Genomic DNA, 17,041 nt, shown 5'->3' with positions numbered 1-17,041 from the left:
AGGCCGTGGCGCAGGTCCTCAGGCCTGGTACAGCGCCTCGACCTCGCCCGCGTACGCCGTCTCGATCGCCTTGCGCTTGAGCTTCAGCGACGGGGTCAGCAGCCCGTGCTCCTCGGTGAAGGGCTGCGCCAGGATACGGAAGGTGCGGATCGACTCGGCCTGCGAGACCAGGGTGTTGGCGGCCACCACGGCGCGCCGCACCTCGGTCTCCAGGTCGGCGTCGCGCACCAGCTGGGCCGGGGACATCCGGGGCTTGTCGTGCATCGCGAGCCAGTGATCGACGGCCTCCTGGTCGAGGGTGACCAGGGCGGCGATGTAGGGCCGGTCGTTGCCCACGACGATGCACTGCGAGACCAGCGGATGGTCGCGCACCCGCTCCTCCAGCACGCCGGGGGAGACGCTCTTGCCGCCGGAGGTGACGAGGATCTCCTTCTTGCGGCCGGTGATGGTGAGATAGCCGTCCTCGTCGAGGGAGCCGAGGTCACCGGTGGCGAGCCAGCCGTCGTGCAGGGTCTCGTCGGTGGCCTTGTCGTTGTTGAGATAGCCCTGGAAGACGGTGGGGCCGTACAGCCAGATCTCGCCGTCGTCCGCGATGTGCACGGTCATGCCCGGGATGGGCTGGCCGACCGTGCCGTAGCGGGTGCGCTCGGGCGGGTTGGCGGTGGCGGCCGCCGTCGACTCGGTGAGGCCGTACCCCTCGTAGATGTGCACGCCCGCGCCGGCGAAGAACAGCCCCAGCTTGCGGTCCATGGCCGAACCGCCGGTCATGGCCTGTTTGATACGGCCGCCCATCGCCGCCCGCATCTTCGCGTACACGAGCTTGTCGAAGAGCTGGTGCTGCATCCGCAGCCCCGCCGACGGGCCGGGACCGATGCCCCAGGCCTTGGCCTCCATGGCCTCGGCGTACTTCACCGCCACGTCGACGGCCTTCTCGAACGGCCCGGCCTTGCCCTCCTTCTCGGCCTTGCGGCGGGAGGCGTTGAAGACCTTCTCGAAGATGTACGGCACCCCGAGGAAGAAGGTCGGCTTGAACGCGGCGAGGTCCGGCAGCAGGGCGGCCGCGTTCATCTGCGGCTGGTGGCCGAAGCGGACCCCACCGCGGATCGCCGCGACCTGCACCATCCGTCCGAAGACGTGCGCGAGCGGCAGGAACAGCAGGGTCGCCGCCTCGTCGCCCTTCTTGGAGTGGAACACCGGCTCCCAGCGCTCGATGACGGTGTCCGCCTCGTTCATGAAGTTGCCGTGGGTGATCACACAGCCCTTGGGGCGGCCGGTGGTGCCCGAGGTGTAGATGATCGTCGCGACCGAGTCCGGGGTCACGGCCTGCCGGTGGCGGTGCACCACCTCCTCCTCGATGGCGGCGCCGGCGTCGTACAGCTCCCGCACGGCGCCGGAGTCCAGCTGCCACAGCCGGTGCAGCTGCGGCAGCCGGTCGATGACGGTGGCGATCGTCATCGCGTGGTCCTCGTGCTCCACGATCGCGGCCGTGCACTCGGCGTCGTACAGGGCCCAGAAGCACTGCTCGGCGGAGGAGGTCGGGTAGACGGGCACCACCTGCGCGCCGATCGTCCACAGGGCGAAGTCGAACAGGGTCCACTCGTAGCGGGTACGGGACATGATCGCGACCCGGTCACCGAAGCGGATGCCCTGGGCCAGCAGTCCCTTGGCGAGGGCCATGACCTCGTCGCGGAACTCCGCGGACGTGACGTCCCGCCACTGTCCGTTCTCGTCCTTGCGGCCGAGGGCGATGTGCGCGGGGTCGTTCTGGGCATGCTCGAAGACGACGTCGGCCAGTCCGCCCACGGGGGGTGCCAACGCCAACGGAGGGTTGGTGAACTCGCGCAAACCCCGCTCCCCGCTCTCCCTGGCGCTCAGTGAAGCTCCGCACAGCGCCGTGAAAGCTACCCCACCCCGCCCCCCGGTGGGAGGGGGGCCGAAGCCGAGGGGTGCTCACGTATGGCCTGGTCAGTACCGGAAAATACCCTCACATGGGGAAGGGTCGGACAGAAAACTGACGGTTGCGTAAGTTTCCGAGCCGCAATCTCCACGGAATCTGTACGTACCGATTACGGCTCGCGATCTTGCAGAAACGGTCGTCCTCTGGCTGGCGTCGCGCTGGCCGGTGTCGCACTTCTGTCAGCGTCACCGGCGGGGAATTCGTCACTCCGTACAGGGCGGGCCACGTCAGCCCCGGTGCAGCCGGTCCCCGCCCGCCAGAATCGCGGAGGCCAGGGCGTCCGCGGCTTCCTGAGCGGCCGTCCGCCGACGGCCGTGGACCAGGACGAAGTCCACCCGCCCGAGCTCCGGCAGCGCGAACCGGTCGGGCACCCGCACCAGCCCCGGCGGCACCAGGCCCCGGGAGTGGGCCATCACCCCCAGGCCGGCCCGCGCGGCCGCGATCAGCCCGTTCAGGCTCCCGCTGGTGCACACGATCCGCCACGCGCGTCCCTGCCGCTCCAGCGCCTCCAGAGCCAGCGTGCGGGTGATCCCCGGCGGCGGATAGACGATCAGCGGCACCGGACGGTCCGCCTCCAGGCGGAGCCGCTCCGCGCCGATCCATACCAGCCGGTCGTGCCACACCAGCTCACCCCGGGGATCCTCGGGGCGCCGCTTGGCGAGCACGAGGTCCAGCTTCCCGGCGGCCAGCTGCTCGTGCAGGGTGCCCGACAGCTCGACCGTCAGCTCCAGGTCCACCTCGGGATGGTCGTACCGGAAGCCCTCGAGGATCTCCGGCAGCCGGGTGAGCACGAAGTCCTCCGACGCCCCGAACCGCAGCCGCCCCCGCAGGCGCGTACCGGTGAAGAAGGCGGTGGCCTGGTCGTGCACCTCCAGGATCCGCCGCGCGAATCCCAGCATCGCCTCGCCGTCCTCCGTCAGCTCCACGGAGTGGGTGTCCCGGGTGAACAGCTGCCGCCCGGCCGCGTCCTCCAGGCGCCGTACGTGCTGGCTCACGGTCGACTGGCGCACCCCCAGCCGCCGGGCGGCCTGCGTGAAGCTCAGGGTCTGTGCCACCGCCAGGAACGTGCGCAACTGCGACGGGTCGTACATGGCGCGAGCTTATCGCGGAACGTGATGACAGTCAGAGTGGTGTACGGGATTCCCGATCAAGGGGTGAGGGAGGACGATGGAGGGGGATCCTCCGTTCCGAGGGAGGTACCCGTCATGTCCCCGTACCGTCGTCGAACACGAGCAAGTGGAGCACCGTGAAGCGCCTGAAGTGGCCGGCCTGGATGCCGGTCGACCCGTACATCCTGCTGCTGCTCGGCACGGTGGGTCTCGCGGCCCTCGTACCGGCACGCGGGACCACCGCGGACGTGGCCTCCGGAGCCTCCACGGCGGCGATCGCCTTCCTCTTCTTCCTGTACGGCGCCCGCCTGTCCACCCGCGAGGCTCTGGACGGCCTCAAGCACTGGCGGCTGCACGTCACGGTCCTCGTCTGCACGTTCGTGATCTTCCCGCTGCTGGGCCTCGCCGCCCGCGGACTCGTCCCGGTCTTCCTGACCCACCCCCTCTACCAGGGCCTGCTCTTCCTCACCCTGGTCCCCTCCACCATCCAGTCCTCGATCGCCTTCACCTCGATCGCCCGCGGCAACGTGCCGGCCGCGATCTGCGCGGGCTCCTTCTCCTCCCTGGTCGGCATCGTCATCACCCCGCTCCTGGCGGCCGCCCTGCTCGGCAGCAGCGGCAGCGGGTTCTCCGCCGACTCGCTCCTGGAGATCGTGCTCCAGCTGCTCGTGCCGTTCCTGGCGGGCCAGTTGACGCGCCGCTGGATCGGCGGCTTCATCACCCGCCACAAGAAGGTCCTCGGCCTCGTCGACCGCGGGTCGATCCTGCTGGTCGTCTACACCGCGTTCAGCGAGGGCATGGTCCAGGGCATCTGGCACCAGGTGAGCCCGCTCAGGCTCGGCGGCCTCATGATCGTCGAGGCCGTCCTGCTCGCCCTGATGCTCGCCCTGACCTGGTACGGCGCCAAGGCGCTGCGCTTCGGCCGTGAGGACCGCGTCGCCATCCAGTTCGCGGGCTCGAAGAAGTCCCTCGCCTCCGGACTCCCCATGGCCAGCGTCCTGTTCGGCGCGCACGCCTCGCTCGCCGTGCTGCCGCTGATGCTGTTCCACCAGATGCAGCTGATGGTCTGCGCCGTGATCGCCAAGCGCCGCTCGCACGACGCCGTCCCGGCGGAGACCGGAGAGACCGCGCAGGTCAGCGGGCCGGAGTCAGCCGGAGCGTCACGAACCGCGGTCGGTACAGCGACACGTTCCGGCTGAGCTGGGCCGAAGCGAGAGTCGTCTCCAGCCAGTTGACGTCGTAGCTGAGCACCAGCCGTCCCCCGCCGCTGAGTTCGAGGTGCGCCTGCGGGTTGTAGGCGGCGACCTGCCCGGCGGGCAGGGAGGGGGTGAAGTCCCTCTCCGGGCCGTGCCACGGTCCGGTGGGGGAGCAGGCCCAGTACGAGGTCACGGCCGCCAGCCCCTTCGTCCCGGCGGCCATGGTGAACAGCACGTACGTCCCGTTCTGTTGTACGACGGAGAAGGCGCTGCCCACCCCGGTGCGCCGCCCGTCCCCGAGCACCGGGCGCGGGCGGGCGCCGGTCGTCCACTCCGAGCCGTCCCAGTACTCCCAGGCGCCCGGTTCGGCGAGCCCGCCCTTCGGCACCCGGGCCACGTAGGCCGAGGAGGCGGTACGGGACGCGGCCTGGCCGTCGTCGCCCCCGAAGACGTACGTCCACTCGCCCTCCTCGACCAGCGTGGTCCCGAACAGCACCCGCCGGGACGGGTCCTTGACCCGCTGCTCGTCGAGGACCTTCGTGATCGACTCGACGCGCAGGTCGGGCAGCGAGAGCGTGGCCACCTCGGTGGCGGTCGGGACGCCGTAGATCCAGGGGGACCGGCCCGCCGTCCGCACCCACAGCAGCACCCGCACGACCAGTTCGTCCGAGCCGGGGGAGCGGGGTTCGACGCGGGCCGCGACCGGCCAGCGCCACTGGTCCGGGCCCGGGTCCGGGAACAGCGGCGCCGGGAGGGTGGCCTCCAGGCGGCCGCCGCGCATCAGCACCGCCGAGTTGCGCACCAGAGGGGCGGCGGAGTCGCGCCAGGCGAACGACTCGCCGAGCGGATTGGGCGGGCCGTACACCTGGCCGAGGTAGGTGTCGGAGAACAGCCACAGCAGCCGCCCGTCGGGCAGCCGCACCGAGTGGGTGCCGTCGCCGCCGGTCCAGTCGTCGGTGCGGGCGCCGTCGTCGCCGTAGCGCGCGAACTCGCCGGTGAGGCGGTCGTTTGCGGACCAGGAGCCGACGGTGAGCGGTGCGCAGTCGTCGGCGTCCCGCCCACCGCCGTTCGGCAGGGCGGTGAGCAGCACGGCTCCGAGCACCAGCGCCAGCAGCAGACCGACGCCGGTGCCGGTTCGCTGTCGTGCTCGTGCGTCCTCGGGCACGGTCCGCGACGTTAGCGGCTCCCGCTCACCCGGTCCATGGGCAGCCACAGGACGGTGCCCTCCGACGCCGGGTCCGCGCCGGTGATCTCCGCGTCGGTCAGGGCCCGGCCCCACACCCGGACTTCGTCGATCGCGCCGGTGAAGAAGGCACGGCCGTCCACGCGCTGCCCGATGTGCACACCGAACGGGGAGGTGCGGCTGACCGAGCCCGGCACGTCCGGTACGCCGGTCGCCGTACCGTCGACGAAGAGCGTGAGCCGGCCGCCGCCCCGGCGCAGGCCCAAGTGGTGCCACCGTCCGTCGTTGTACGCGCCGTTCGTGCTCACCGAAGCCGTCCGCAGGGTCGTCGCGCCCTCTCGCACGGTGATCAGCCCGCGCAGCCGGCCGCTCGCGGGCTCTCCGCGCAGCCAGACCTGCGGCTGATCCGTCCCGACCCCGCCCATCCACAGCAGCGGCTGCTCCCCGGCCGTGGCCGTGTACCGGAACCACAGGGACGCGGTGAAGTCCTTCGAGCCGAGCGGGAGTTGAGCCCGATAGGGCAGGTGTACGGCGTCGTCGGCGCCGTCGAGGTCCAGGGCGCCGCCGATGACCCCGGCCGTCTCGCGGGCGCCGCCGAGCACGGCCGCGGGCGGGGCGAGGGGAGCGCGGTCGGGCGTGGTCGAGTCGGGGCCGCGCCGCGGTGTCAGCCAGTTCTCGGTGAAGCGGGCGAAGCGGATCTCGTCGCGAGCGTCGGCGGTCCCGCCCTCGTAGAGCAGGCCCACCGTGCCCTCGTCCACCGGGGCCATGTCCGAGTATCCGGACCAGTCGGTGGTGACGACCGTGGCACGGTCGGGGGTGTCCCAGGTGCGGCCGCCGTCGTAGGAGGAGCGGATCGTCATCGTGCGGCGGCGGTCCGGGTCGGCCGGGCAGGACAGCAGCAGGCGCGCGCCGAGGTCGAGGGTGGCGCACTGGACCTGCGGTGCGTACAGGTCGGGCAGGGCCCGGAACGGCGCGTCGAAGCTGTCGCCGCCGTCGACGCTGACGGCCTGGGTGCGGTGGCCGAGGTCGGTGCCGTCCTGCTCGCGCCCGCTGACGAGCACGGAACCGTCGGCGCGCTCGGTGAGCGTGACCTCGGAGGGCTTCTGCCGGAAGGTGCCGTCGGCGGCGACCGGCCAGGAGTCGGTGGCGCCGACCCGCCAGTGCTCGCCGCCGTCGTCGCTCACGACGAGTGCCGCGTGGTTGGCGGTCACCCGGCTGCCCTCCCACGTCTCGGTGTTGACACCGAACACCAGCCGCCCGGCGTGCGGTCCCTGGCCGAGCTGGATGCCGTGCACGGGGCCGGTGGCGTACCAGGAGGTGCGCCGCCCGGCCAGGAGCTCCTCGCTCAGGTCGCGGGGCGCGGACCAGGTCCGGCCGTCGTCGTCGCTGTACTGCAGGTGCGGGGTGCGCGCGCAGGGTGCCCGGCAGTTCCCGCTGTCCGTACGTCCCGGGTTGTACGTCTCGGCCAGCAGGACGCGCCCCGTCCCGCGGTCCACGAGTGGCGCCGGGTTGCCGTGGGTGTCGCCCGCGCCCTCGCTGACCACCTGGAGGGGGCCCCAGGTGCGGCCGCCGTCGGTGGACCGCTTGAGGACGATGTCGATGTCGGAGGCGTCCCCGCAGTTGAGGACCCGTCCCTCGGCGAACGCGAGCAGGGTGCCGGCGGAGGTACGGACGACCGCCGGGATACGGAAGCAGGCGTAGCCGGGGTCCCGGTCCGCCTTGAAGAGGATCTGCTGCTCCAACCCCGGTGCGGAGGGCAGGGATTGGGCGAAAGCGGCGCTCGGCGGGGCGAGCAGGGCGGCGGTGGCGGAAACGGCGGACAGGGAGGATCTCAGACGTGCGCGACTCGACGGCACGGGCGCCCTTTCAGTTGTCCGAACATCCGGAAATGTGACCTTCCGGTGACGGACGGTAGTTCCGTCCCTCGCGCCTCACAAGAACCCCGCGCGTGTCCCGTCACGGATGGAGTACGACCTTTCCGAGGTTGCGCCGCGACTCGATCACCTCGTGCGCCTTCGCCGCGTCCTCCAGGGCGAACTCCCCGTGCACGGCGGGCCGAAGCGTGCCGTCCAGGAACCTCCGCCACAGCTCCCGCCGCCACCGCTCGTACAACTCGGGCCGCTCGCGGGCGATCCGCGCCATCTGGAAGCCCGTCACGGACTTGGCGCCGACGAGGAGGTCGTACGCCCGGATCGTCCCGCCGCCCGAGCTGTACGCCACCAGCCGCCCGCCCGGGGCCAGGGCGGCGAGCGCCGGGGTGAGCAGCTCGCCGCCGACCGCGTCGAGGACGTAGTCGACGGGATCTCCCCAACTGCCGTCGCCGTAAAGGGCGGTGGTGTCGGCGCCGAGCGAGCGCACGAAGTCCGCCTTGGCCGGGCCGGAGACCGCGCCCACCACCCGGGAGGCACCCCGGGCCCGCGCGAGCTGCACGGCGAGGTGCCCGACCCCGCTCGCCGCCGCCGTGATCAGTGCCGCCTCTCCCGGCTCGGGACGCGCCGCCTCCAGGGCGCCGAGCGCGACCAGACCGCTGCGGACCAGGGCGACCGCGTCGACCGCCGAGGCGCCGTCGGGGACCGAGGAGGCCATGGGCTCGGGCAGCAGCGCGAAGTCTGCGTAACCGTGGCCGAAGCACAGGCCCGTGACGCGTTCGCCGGGCCGGAAACGGGTGACCCCGGCGCCGACGGCCACCACCTCACCGGCGAGCTCGCCGCCGAGCGGCACCGGCTCCACGGCCTCGGTCACCTTGCGGACGACGGGCAGCGTGACACCGATCGCCTCACAGCGCACGAGGAGCTCACCCGGGCCCGGCGCGGGGACCGGCACCTCCTCCAGGAACAGCGGGCCACCCGTGGACTCGTAACGGACGCGACGCATCGATCCGACCTCCCCTGATTCATCGGACTGCCCGACTGATTCATTGGGCTTCCCAACGATAAGAGGTGGGTCGTTGGGAAGTCCAATGAATACTGGCTAGGCTGGTCCCATGGCCGAAGCACCCCTCCCCGCGATCCGCTCCCTCCCCAGCTGGCTCCTAGGGCGCGCCGCCGCCCGTGGACGGACCCTGGTCGCCGAGGCGCTGGCCGTCGAGGGCATGAAGATGTGGCACCACGTCGTCCTCTCCGCCGTCCGCGACCTCGCCCCCGTCGCCCAGGCCGACCTCGGCCGCGCGGTGCGGCTCGACCCCAAGGACCTGGTCGGCGTCCTCAACGACCTCCAGTCCGCCGGGCTCGTCCTGCGCGAACCGGACCCCGGCGACCGCCGCAAGAACGCGGTGTCCCTCACGGCGGAGGGGACCCGGCTGCTGGCCCGCTGCGAGAAGGCGGCCCGCCACGCCAACGACGAGCTGCTGGCCCCCCTCTCCCCGGACGAACGCGCCCAGTTCATGGGCCTGTTGATCCGGATCTCCGGCACGGAGGGCCGATGACGGATAACGTTCCGTCATGATCGGACCCCTCGCCCTCGATCCCGCGCGCAGCGCCCTCGTACTCGTCGATCTGATGGACCGGATCGTCGCGCTGCCCCTGGAACCCCGCAAAGGCACCGAAGTCCTCACCGCAGCGGCGGAGTTGGCGGCCCTCTTCCGTGCTGCCGGCGCACCCGTCGTGCTGGTGCGCGTCGAACGGCCCGGTGTCGCCGACCAGCCACCCGGCAGCGGGCTGGTGCCCGGTCTCGCCCACCACGGCGACCTCGAGATCGTGAAGCGGACCATCGGCGCCTTCCAGGGCACGGATCTGGACGCCCGCCTCCGCGAACTCGGCGTCACCACCCTGGTGTTCGGCGGAATCGCCACCAACCTCGGCGTCGAGTCCACCGCCCGCGCCGCCCTCGACCTCGGCTACGACCTCGTCCTCGTGGAGGACGCGATGGCCGCCTTCACCGCTGCCGAGCACGAGTCCTCGACACGGCTCGACTTTCCGCGCCTGGGCACGGTGGTGACGTTGGATCAGGTGCGTTTCGTGGCGGGCTGACCGCTCAGACCAGGACCGTTCCGCCGTCCACGACCACCACCGAGCCGGTGCTGAAACCGCCGCGCATCAGATAGAGATACGCCTCGGCGACCTCCTCCGGCTCGCCGACCCGCCCCACGGGGAGCGACTCGGCGGCGGCCGCGAACAGGCCGTCGCGCTCCTCCTTGGGAAGCTCGCGCCACAGCTCGGTGCGCACCACCCCCGGCTCGACCACGTTGACCCTCACCGGGGCCAGCTCCAGGGCCAGCGCCCGGGTCAGCGACTCCATCGCCCCGGCCAGGCCGGCCACCACACTCGTCCCCGGCATCGGCCGGCGCGCGACGGTACCCGTGGTGAGCACGACCGACCCGCCCTCCCGGACGAGCGGCGCCCCGTACTTGACCACCGTGAGCGCGCCCCACAGCCGGGTCTCCAGGAAGTTCCGCGCCCGGGCGAGGTCGGTCTCGGCCAGCGGCTCGAACCGCAGCGGTTCGCCCGCCGTGAAGACGAGATGGTCGAAGGCACCCGTCCGTGCGAAGAAGGCCTGCACACCGGCCTCCGAGGTGACGTCGAGGACGTCCCCCGAGACACCCGGCGGCAACTGCTTCAGTGCCGCCTCCACACTCTCCTTCCGGCGTGAGGCCACCACCACCTCGGCCCCGTCCCGGGCCGCCGCGTCCGCCACCGCCAGACCGATGCCCGACGTACCGCCGACCACGACGATCCGCTGTCCCTGCAGGCTCATGCCGTTTCTCCTTCCGTAGGTGTTCGGCTCCAGCCTGCGGGCGCCCCCGCCGCGCCGTCCAAGACCTCTTTCGGCGACGGCGATACCCTGGAGGCATCGCCGAGGGAAGGGACGGCCATGGACCTCGACCTGCGGAAAGTGCGCTACTTCGTCGCGGTGGCCGAGCTGCTGCACTTCGGGCGGGCGGCCGAACGGCTGCACATCGCCCAGCCGGTGCTGAGCCGTCAGATCAAGGCACTGGAGAAGGACTTGGACGCCGTCCTGTTCCAACGCGACAGCCACGGCGTCACCTTGACCACGGCCGGGCGCCAACTCCTCGACGACGCCCGGTACCTGCTCGCCGCAGCGGACGGCACCCGGCGCCGGGTCCACCGGGCCGCCCACGGCCCGCACCGCCTGGTCGTCGGCTTCCGCGCGGGCATCGTGCTGTCCCACGCCCTGCGCGCCTTCTGCGCCGCCCGTCCCGACGTCGCCGTCGAAGCCCGCCGGGTCGAATGGGACGACCAGGAGGACCTCGTCCTCGACGGCACCGTCGACCTCGCCTACGTACGACCACCGGTCCGCGAGCGCGGTCTGGAGCTGCTGCCGCTGTTCACCGAGAGCCGCGTGGCGATGCTCCCCGCGGACCACCGGCTCGCCGGCAAGCAGGAGCTGCTCCTGGCCGACCTGGCGGACGAGCCCCGGCTGCGGTACGCCGATCCCGGCCCCGACGACGTCCCGATCCGCACCATCGAGGAGAAGTTCGAGCGTGTGGTGGCCGGACAGGGCATCACCCTCGTCCCCGAGTCCGTCGCCCAGCAGTACTCACGGCCGGACATCACCTACGTCCCGGTCCTGGACGCGGAGCCGGACCAGGTACTCCTGGCCTGGGAGGCGAGCCGGAGATCACCGCTCGTCGCAGCGTTCGTCGAGGCCCTCGCCGAGGAGCCGCAGGGCTGAGACGGAAGCCTCTCAGCTCGGGGCTGCCGTTGCCTCCAGGGCCAGCCGGTGTTCTCCCGCGTACACGTTCATGGAGGGGCCGCGCAGGAAGCCGACCAGGGTCAGACCGGTTTCGGTGGCGAGGTCGACGGCGAGGGAGGAGGGTGCGGAGACGGCCGCCAGGAGGGGGATGCCGGCCATGACGGCTTTTTGTGCGAGTTCGAAGGAGGCGCGGCCGGAGACGAGGAGGAGGGTGCGGGACAGGGGGAGGTTGCCGTGTTGGAGGGCGCGGCCGATGAGTTTGTCGACGGCGTTGTGGCGGCCGACGTCTTCGCGTATGTCGAGGAGGTGGCCGTGTTCGGTGAAGAGGGCGGCGGCGTGCAGGCCGCCGGTTCGGTCGAAGACTTGTTGGGCTGCGCGGAGTTGGTCGGGGAGGCTGGCGAGGAGTTCGGGACTGACACGGACCGGGGGTGTGTCGTGGATGGGCCAGTGGGTGGTGGTGGTGACGGCGTCGAGGCTGGCTTTGCCGCACAGGCCGCAGGAGGAGGTGGTGTAGACGTTGCGTTCGAGGGTGATGTCGGGGATGGCGACGTGGGTGGCGGTGGTGACGTCGACGATGTTGTAGGTGTTGGTGCCGTTTTTGGTGGCGCCGGCGCAGTAGACGATGTTCTGGAGGTCGTGTTGTTGGGCGAGGACGCCTTCGCTGACGAGGAAGCCGGTGGCGAGGGCGAAGTCGTCGCCGGGGGTGCGCATGGTGATGGCGAGGGGTTTGCCGTTGAGGCGGATTTCGAGTGGTTCCTCGGTGACCAGGGTGTCCGGGCGGGAGGAGAGGGCCCCGTCGCGGATGCGGATCACCTTGCGTCGTTCCGTGACTCGTCCCATATGTGTCTCAGTCCCGGTTCTGTACGTGCTGGTAGCCGAAACGGCCCTTGCTGCAGAGGCTGCCCTGGGTCACCGGACCGCCGAGCGGAGCGGTGACCTTCACGATCTCATTGTGACCCCGGCCCCCAGGTACCCGCCGCCCGCCTGTCGAACTCCGACCGGAACGGGACCGCCTCCGTCGGGCATACGCCGACGCAGGTCGAGGTCCGGTTCCGCAAGGGTGCGGGCGTGGCCCGGCCCGCCCGGGAAACCGGCCGGTTCGACCGTTCGTCGCGTCCGGGATACCGCTCATCGCATACAGCCGACGAGCGGCCTTTTCAACCAACCTGATTGTTCCTACCGTTCGGGATCATGAGTCCCCCTGTCGCGCCCCCGGGCTGGAGCCGCTGGCTCGTGCCCCCGGCCGCTCTCTCGGTCCATCTCTCCATCGGACAGGCCTACGCCTGGTCGGTGTTCAAGCCGCCGCTCGAGTCCGCGCTCGGTCTCAGCGGCACGCAGAGTGCCCTGCCCTTCCAGCTCGGCATCGTGATGCTCGGCCTGTCCGCCGCGTTCGGCGGCACGCTGGTGGAGCGCAACGGGCCGCGCTGGGCGATGACGGTGGCGCTGGTCTGCTTCTCGTCCGGCTTCCTGCTGTCCGCGCTGGGGGCGGCCACCGAGCAGTACTGGCTGATCGTCCTCGGCTACGGCTTCGTCGGCGGCATCGGCCTGGGCATCGGCTACATCTCACCGGTCTCCACCCTGATCAAGTGGTTCCCGGACCGGCCCGGCATGGCCACCGGCATCGCCATCATGGGCTTCGGCGGCGGCGCGCTCATCGCCTCCCCCTGGTCGGCGCAGATGCTGGAGTCCTTCGGCTCCGACAGCTCCGGGATCGCGCTCGCGTTCCTCGTGCACGGGCTGTCGTACGCCGTCTTCATGCTCCTCGGAGTCCTGCTGGTGCGCGTGCCGCGCAGCGAGAAGCCGGTCGAGAGCGCGCCCAGCGCCTTCGAAGGGCCGCAGGTCTCGGCGCGCAACGCCGTGCGCACGCCCCAGTTCTGGTGTCTGTGGGTCGTGCTCTGCATGAACGTCACCGCGGGCATCGGCATCCTGGAGAAGGCCGCCCCGATGATCACCGACTTCTTCAAGGAGACCTCGACCCCGGTCTCGGTGTCGGCCGCGGCCGGCTTCGTCGCGCTGCTGTCGGCCGCCAACATGGCGGGCCGGATCGGCTGGTCGTCGACGTCCGACCTGATCGGACGGAAGAACATCTACCGCGTCTACCTGGGCGTGGGCGCGGTGATGTACGGGCTCATCGCCCTGTTCGGCGACTCGTCGAAGCCGCTGTTCATCCTGTGCGCGCTGGTGATCCTGTCCTTCTACGGCGGCGGTTTCGCGACGATCCCCGCCTATCTGAAGGACCTCTTCGGCGCCTACCAGGTCGGCGCCATCCATGGCCGGCTGCTGACCGCCTGGTCCACGGCCGGGGTCCTCGGACCACTGATCGTGAACTGGATCGCCGACCGGCAGGAGGACGCGGGCAAGAGCGGGTCCGACCTCTACAGTCTCTCCTTCATGATCATGATCGGGCTGCTCGTCGTCGGCTTCGTCGCCAACGAGCTGGTCCGCCCCGTCAGTGCCCGTCACCACATTCCCGCACCGAGGGAGGCCGCCGATGTCACAGCCCGACAGCAGTCAGAGTCCGCCTGACCGGCGCCCCCTCATCGCCCTGGCCTGGGTGTGGGTGGGCACACCGCTCGTCTACGGGCTCTACGAGCTCGTGCAGAAGGCCACGCAGCTGTTCACCAAGTAACTGTTCGGAAGGGGTCCGGGCGTCCGAGGGGTGAGCGAAGCCGACAACTCGGGCGCCCGTTTCCTGTGGCCTTACGTGCCCGCGTACCCGTGAGTCACTGATCAGACTGGAGGATCCCGCTACCCAAGGCAACGAGGGGGACCCTCCATGAACGGCTCGCGGATCGCCGCAGTCGGCCACTACCAGCCCGCCAGGGTGCTCACCAACGAGGATCTGGCGGGCCTGGTCGACACCAGCGACGAGTGGATCAGGTCCCGGGTGGGCATCCGGACCCGCCACATCGCCGGCCCGGACGAGCCGGTCGACGAGCTCGCCTCCCACGCCGCCGCCAAGGCGCTGGCCGCGGCCGGGCTCACCCCCGCCGACATCGACCTGGTCCTGGTCGCCACCTCGACCGCCGTCGACCGGTCCCCGAACATGGCCGCCCGGGTCGCGGCCCGGCTCGGCATCCCCTCGCCCGCCGCGATGGACGTCAACGTGGTGTGCGCCGGTTTCACCCACGCGCTGGCCACCGCCGACCACACCGTCCGGGCCGGTGCGGCGACCCGGGCGCTGGTGATCGGCGCCGACAAGATGTCCGCGGTGACCGACTGGAGCGACCGCACCACCTGTGTCCTCGTCGGGGACGGGGCGGGGGCGGCGGTCGTCGAGGGGGCCGACGTACCCGGTATCTCGCCCGTGCTGTGGGGGTCGGTGCCCGAGATGGGGCACGCCGTGCGGATCGAGGGCGAGCCGGCCCGGTTCGCGCAGGAGGGGCAGAGCGTCTACCGCTGGGCGACCACGAAGCTTCCGGCACTGGCCCGGCAGGCCTGTGAACGCGCCGGGCTCACCCCCGAGGACCTCGCCGCGGTCGTGCTGCACCAGGCGAACCTGCGGATCATCGAGCCGCTCGCGCAGAAGATCGGCGCGGTCAACGCCGTGGTGGCCCGGGACGTCACCGAGTCCGGGAACACGTCCGCGGCCAGCATTCCCCTGGCGTTCTCCAAGCTGGTCGAGCAGGGCGAGATCTCGACCGGGGACCCGGTGCTGCTGTTCGGGTTCGGCGGGAACCTGTCCTATGCCGGGCAGGTCGTCCGCTGCCCCTGACCTGCGGGCTGTGGCGAGGCCGACGCGCGGTTTACCTGGCCGCTGTACGCCGTAGACTGTAGACAAAAGGCAACGAGTCGGGGGCGTCCGGGGATGCCCGCGGGTGTCCGCCGTCGAGGAGGGGCCGCGATGTTGTCGACAGGTCTGCCGCAGGGAGCCGTACCGAAACTGGAACGTCCCGGTCCGCTGCGTGATCGCGTGTACGAGGCGCTGCTCGAACTCATCACGACCCGTGCTCTCCAGCCGGGTCAGCATCTGGTGGAGAGTGAGCTGGCGGGTCATCTGGGGGTGTCCCGGCAGCCGGTGCGGGAGGCCCTGCAGCGGTTGAACACCGAGGGGTGGGTGGATCTGCGGCCGGCTCAGGGTGCGTTCGTGCATGAGCCGACCGACGAGGAGGCGGACCAACTCCTTACCGTGCGCACGCTGTTGGAGGCCGAGGCGGCCCGGCTGGCCGCCGCGAACGCGGGCAGCGCCGGGATCGCCGTGCTGGAGGACCTGTGCGCGCAGGGGGAGAGCGCGGTCGCCGCGGACGACGTGGATGCAGCGGTCGCCCTCAACGCCCGACTCCACGCGAAGGTCATGGAGTTGGCGGGCAACGCGGTCCTCGCGGAGTTGGCGGGGCAGGTGGACCGGCGGGTGCGCTGGTACTACACGCCGGTCGCCCGGCAGCGCGGACGTCAGTCCTGGATCGAGCACCGTGAGCTGATCGCCGCGATCGCCGACCGTGACGAGCAGCGCGCCACCGCGATCATGCGGGAGCACACCGAGCACACGCGGACGTCGTATCACGCGCGTCAGCGGTCGTAGTCGGGGCGTAGTCGCGTCGTTCGGGTGTGTGGTCGTGGAGCGTGGGCCGGGTGCCGCGTCCTGGTCGTGGTGATCGTGGGCCTGGGGCGGTGGTGGGTGGCGGGGCTGGTGCGGGGGTGCTGCGTGCGCATGCGGACGGCGTGTCATGTGCGTCGGCGGTCGTGGTCGGGTCGTTCGGGTGTGTTGTCGTGGGTTGTGGGCCGGGTGCCGCGTCCTGGTGGTGATCGTGGGCCTGGGTGGCGTTGGGTGGCTGGGCTGATGCGGGGGCTCACCGAGCGCACGCGGACGGCGTGTCACGCGCGGCAGCGGTCGTCGTCGTCTCACCGTGCCCCACTCGCCGCGGACGGCGCGCCACGCGTGAGCGGTCGTGGTCGCCTCACCTCGTCCCGCTCACCTCACCGGAAGGCGTCCGCGTGGTCCCGGGCCCACTGGGCGAAGGTGCGCGGTGGGCGTCCCGTGACCTGTTCCACCGTGGGCAGCGCCACCGACTCGTCCAGGGTGCCGTCCACGAAGAAGGCGAAGAAGGCGTCGACATACGGCTTCGGCATGCCCGTTGCCTCCATCTCGGCGCGTGCCTCCTCGTGCCCCAGTCCCACGGCGTGCAGGTTCCGGCCCAGTGCCTCGCCGAGGATCCGGACCCGGTCGGCGGGCAACAGCGCCTCGGGGCCCGTGACCTCGAGCACGCGGCCCGCGAACTCGTCGGACAGCAGGGCGCGTTGGGCTACCTGGGCGATGTCGTAGGGGTCGATGTCGGTGGTCCGCGCGTCCGGGAACGGCACCCGGACCGTGTCACCCTCGCGGATCTGGTCCGCGAGTCGCAGTGCGTTGGTCATGAAGCTCGTCGGACGGACGCACGTCCAGTCGAGACCCGAGCCGCGCACCGCGTCCTCCGCGGCGAGCAGATAGCCGGCCACCGCGTTGTCCCGGTCGCCCGTGCCCGCCGACAGGCCGGAGAGCAGCACCACACGGCGCACCGCGGCGGCCCGCGCGTCCGCCAGGATCTGCCGCTGCCCTTCGTAGCCGGGCATCAGGAACAGTCCTCGTACGCCGTCCAGCGCGTCCCGCACGCTCTCGGGCCGGTTCAGATCTCCCGCCACGGCCTCCACGCCCGGCGGTAACCCCTCCCTCCGTCCGGAACGGCTGACCGCCCGCACCCGCTCGCCGGACTCCGCCAGCGCCCGCACGAGTTCGGCCCCCACGTTCCCTGTCGCACCCGTCACCAGAAACATGTGCTCCCCTCCCAGAGGCCCATCCTGCGGGTGCGGGCGCCGGGACACCAGAGTGCGACACGCCTTTGTCCTGAGAGTGGAGAAAGTGAGCAGCAATCTCTGCACAGCTTCTTCCCAGGTTCGGCAGCCGCTGCTACGTTCCCCTGGAAAGCAAGCCGGCTGGTGGCCGAATGAGGCGGGGAGGGGCTCGTGA

General features: G+C 71.4%; 16 protein-coding genes and 1 pseudogene. 8 read left to right on the top strand and 9 right to left on the bottom strand.

The features are described 5' to 3' along the window. Positions 1-18: 18 nt before the first annotated feature. Entirely contained in the window at positions 19-1,845 is a 1,827-nt protein-coding gene (locus D1369_RS06705; protein WP_007385914.1) for an AMP-dependent synthetase/ligase, read from the bottom strand. Between the two features lie 339 nt (positions 1,846-2,184). Then, positions 2,185-3,048, bottom strand: a complete 864-nt coding sequence (locus D1369_RS06700; protein WP_007385915.1) for a LysR substrate-binding domain-containing protein — start codon at positions 3,046-3,048, stop codon at positions 2,185-2,187. Positions 3,049-3,230: 182 nt separating this feature from the next. Between D1369_RS06700 and D1369_RS06695 the strand changes: the two genes are divergently transcribed. Then, positions 3,231-4,265 carry a bile acid:sodium symporter family protein gene (locus D1369_RS06695; protein ID WP_037903871.1) on the top strand — a complete coding sequence of 345 codons (1,035 nt, stop codon included), beginning with the start codon at positions 3,231-3,233 and terminating at the stop codon, positions 4,263-4,265. Here the strand turns inward: D1369_RS06695 and D1369_RS06690 are convergent. The 3 genes from D1369_RS06690 to D1369_RS06680 all read right to left on the bottom strand — a co-directional run bounded on the left by D1369_RS06690 (position 4,201) and on the right by D1369_RS06680 (position 8,319). Continuing rightward, complete coding sequence (locus tag D1369_RS06690; protein ID WP_007385917.1) at positions 4,201-5,427, bottom strand: DUF4185 domain-containing protein; 1,227 nt, start codon at positions 5,425-5,427, stop codon at positions 4,201-4,203. The two genes, D1369_RS06695 and D1369_RS06690, sit on opposite strands and share 65 nt — an antisense overlap. A gap of 11 nt (positions 5,428-5,438) precedes the next feature. Continuing rightward, positions 5,439-7,301 (bottom strand): sialidase family protein, encoded by a 1,863-nt coding sequence (locus tag D1369_RS06685; RefSeq protein ID WP_007385918.1) that lies wholly within the window; start codon positions 7,299-7,301, stop codon positions 5,439-5,441. A 100-nt stretch (positions 7,302-7,401) separates the two neighbouring features. Continuing rightward, positions 7,402-8,319 carry a zinc-binding dehydrogenase gene (locus tag D1369_RS06680; RefSeq protein WP_118082330.1) on the bottom strand — a complete coding sequence of 306 codons (918 nt, stop codon included), beginning with the start codon at positions 8,317-8,319 and terminating at the stop codon, positions 7,402-7,404. A 109-nt stretch (positions 8,320-8,428) separates the two neighbouring features. Here D1369_RS06680 and D1369_RS06675 point away from each other — a divergent pair, with 109 nt between their 5' ends. Together D1369_RS06675 and D1369_RS06670 are read left to right on the top strand one after the other, a co-directional pair. Then, complete coding sequence (locus D1369_RS06675; protein WP_007385920.1) at positions 8,429-8,869, top strand: MarR family transcriptional regulator; 441 nt, start codon at positions 8,429-8,431, stop codon at positions 8,867-8,869. Positions 8,870-8,885: 16 nt separating this feature from the next. Then, positions 8,886-9,413 (top strand): isochorismatase family protein, encoded by a 528-nt coding sequence (locus D1369_RS06670; RefSeq protein WP_007385921.1) that lies wholly within the window; start codon positions 8,886-8,888, stop codon positions 9,411-9,413. Between the two features lie 4 nt (positions 9,414-9,417). Here D1369_RS06670 and D1369_RS06665 read toward each other — a convergent pair whose 3' ends face one another. After that, positions 9,418-10,137 (bottom strand): SDR family oxidoreductase, encoded by a 720-nt coding sequence (locus tag D1369_RS06665; RefSeq protein ID WP_037901990.1) that lies wholly within the window; start codon positions 10,135-10,137, stop codon positions 9,418-9,420. 117 nt (positions 10,138-10,254) lie between these two features. Here D1369_RS06665 and D1369_RS06660 point away from each other — a divergent pair, with 117 nt between their 5' ends. Next, positions 10,255-11,076: a LysR substrate-binding domain-containing protein gene (locus D1369_RS06660; protein WP_037901992.1), complete on the top strand. Its 822-nt coding sequence runs from the start codon at positions 10,255-10,257 to the stop codon at positions 11,074-11,076. 12 nt (positions 11,077-11,088) lie between these two features. On the opposite strand, the gene fdhD is transcribed toward D1369_RS06660, so the two are convergent. Both fdhD and D1369_RS06650 read right to left on the bottom strand, forming a co-directional pair. Next, complete coding sequence (gene fdhD, locus D1369_RS06655; RefSeq protein WP_007385924.1) at positions 11,089-11,937, bottom strand: formate dehydrogenase accessory sulfurtransferase FdhD; 849 nt, start codon at positions 11,935-11,937, stop codon at positions 11,089-11,091. Between the two features lie 7 nt (positions 11,938-11,944). Then, positions 11,945-12,134, bottom strand: a pseudogene (locus tag D1369_RS06650) (Fe-S-binding domain-containing protein); the annotation flags it as partial. Positions 12,135-12,288: 154 nt separating this feature from the next. On the opposite strand from D1369_RS06650, the gene D1369_RS06645 reads away from it, so the two are divergent. The 4 genes from D1369_RS06645 to D1369_RS06635 all read left to right on the top strand — a co-directional run bounded on the left by D1369_RS06645 (position 12,289) and on the right by D1369_RS06635 (position 15,619). After that, positions 12,289-13,623, top strand: coding sequence for an OFA family MFS transporter (locus tag D1369_RS06645; RefSeq protein WP_007385925.1), 1,335 nt, complete (start codon positions 12,289-12,291; stop codon positions 13,621-13,623). Continuing rightward, positions 13,589-13,726 (top strand): hypothetical protein, encoded by a 138-nt coding sequence (locus tag D1369_RS42810; RefSeq protein ID WP_020124584.1) that lies wholly within the window; start codon positions 13,589-13,591, stop codon positions 13,724-13,726. Before D1369_RS06645 ends, D1369_RS42810 begins: the two co-directional genes overlap by 35 nt. 147 nt (positions 13,727-13,873) lie before the next feature. Next, a complete protein-coding gene (locus D1369_RS06640) occupies positions 13,874-14,812 on the top strand; it encodes a beta-ketoacyl-ACP synthase III (RefSeq protein ID WP_118082329.1) in 939 nt (312 codons plus the stop codon). 129 nt (positions 14,813-14,941) lie between these two features. Then, positions 14,942-15,619, top strand: coding sequence for a GntR family transcriptional regulator (locus D1369_RS06635; protein ID WP_007385927.1), 678 nt, complete (start codon positions 14,942-14,944; stop codon positions 15,617-15,619). A 395-nt stretch (positions 15,620-16,014) separates the two neighbouring features. Here D1369_RS06635 and D1369_RS06630 read toward each other — a convergent pair whose 3' ends face one another. Beyond that, positions 16,015-16,848 carry an NAD(P)H-binding protein gene (locus D1369_RS06630; protein ID WP_007385928.1) on the bottom strand — a complete coding sequence of 278 codons (834 nt, stop codon included), beginning with the start codon at positions 16,846-16,848 and terminating at the stop codon, positions 16,015-16,017. Between the last annotated feature and the right edge of the window lie 193 nt (positions 16,849-17,041).

It is taken from the genome of Streptomyces sp. CC0208 (assembly GCF_003443735.1).
GTDB classification, from domain to species: domain Bacteria; phylum Actinomycetota; class Actinomycetes; order Streptomycetales; family Streptomycetaceae; genus Streptomyces; species Streptomyces sviceus.
This window is presented reverse-complemented; position numbering and strand designations above follow the sequence as displayed.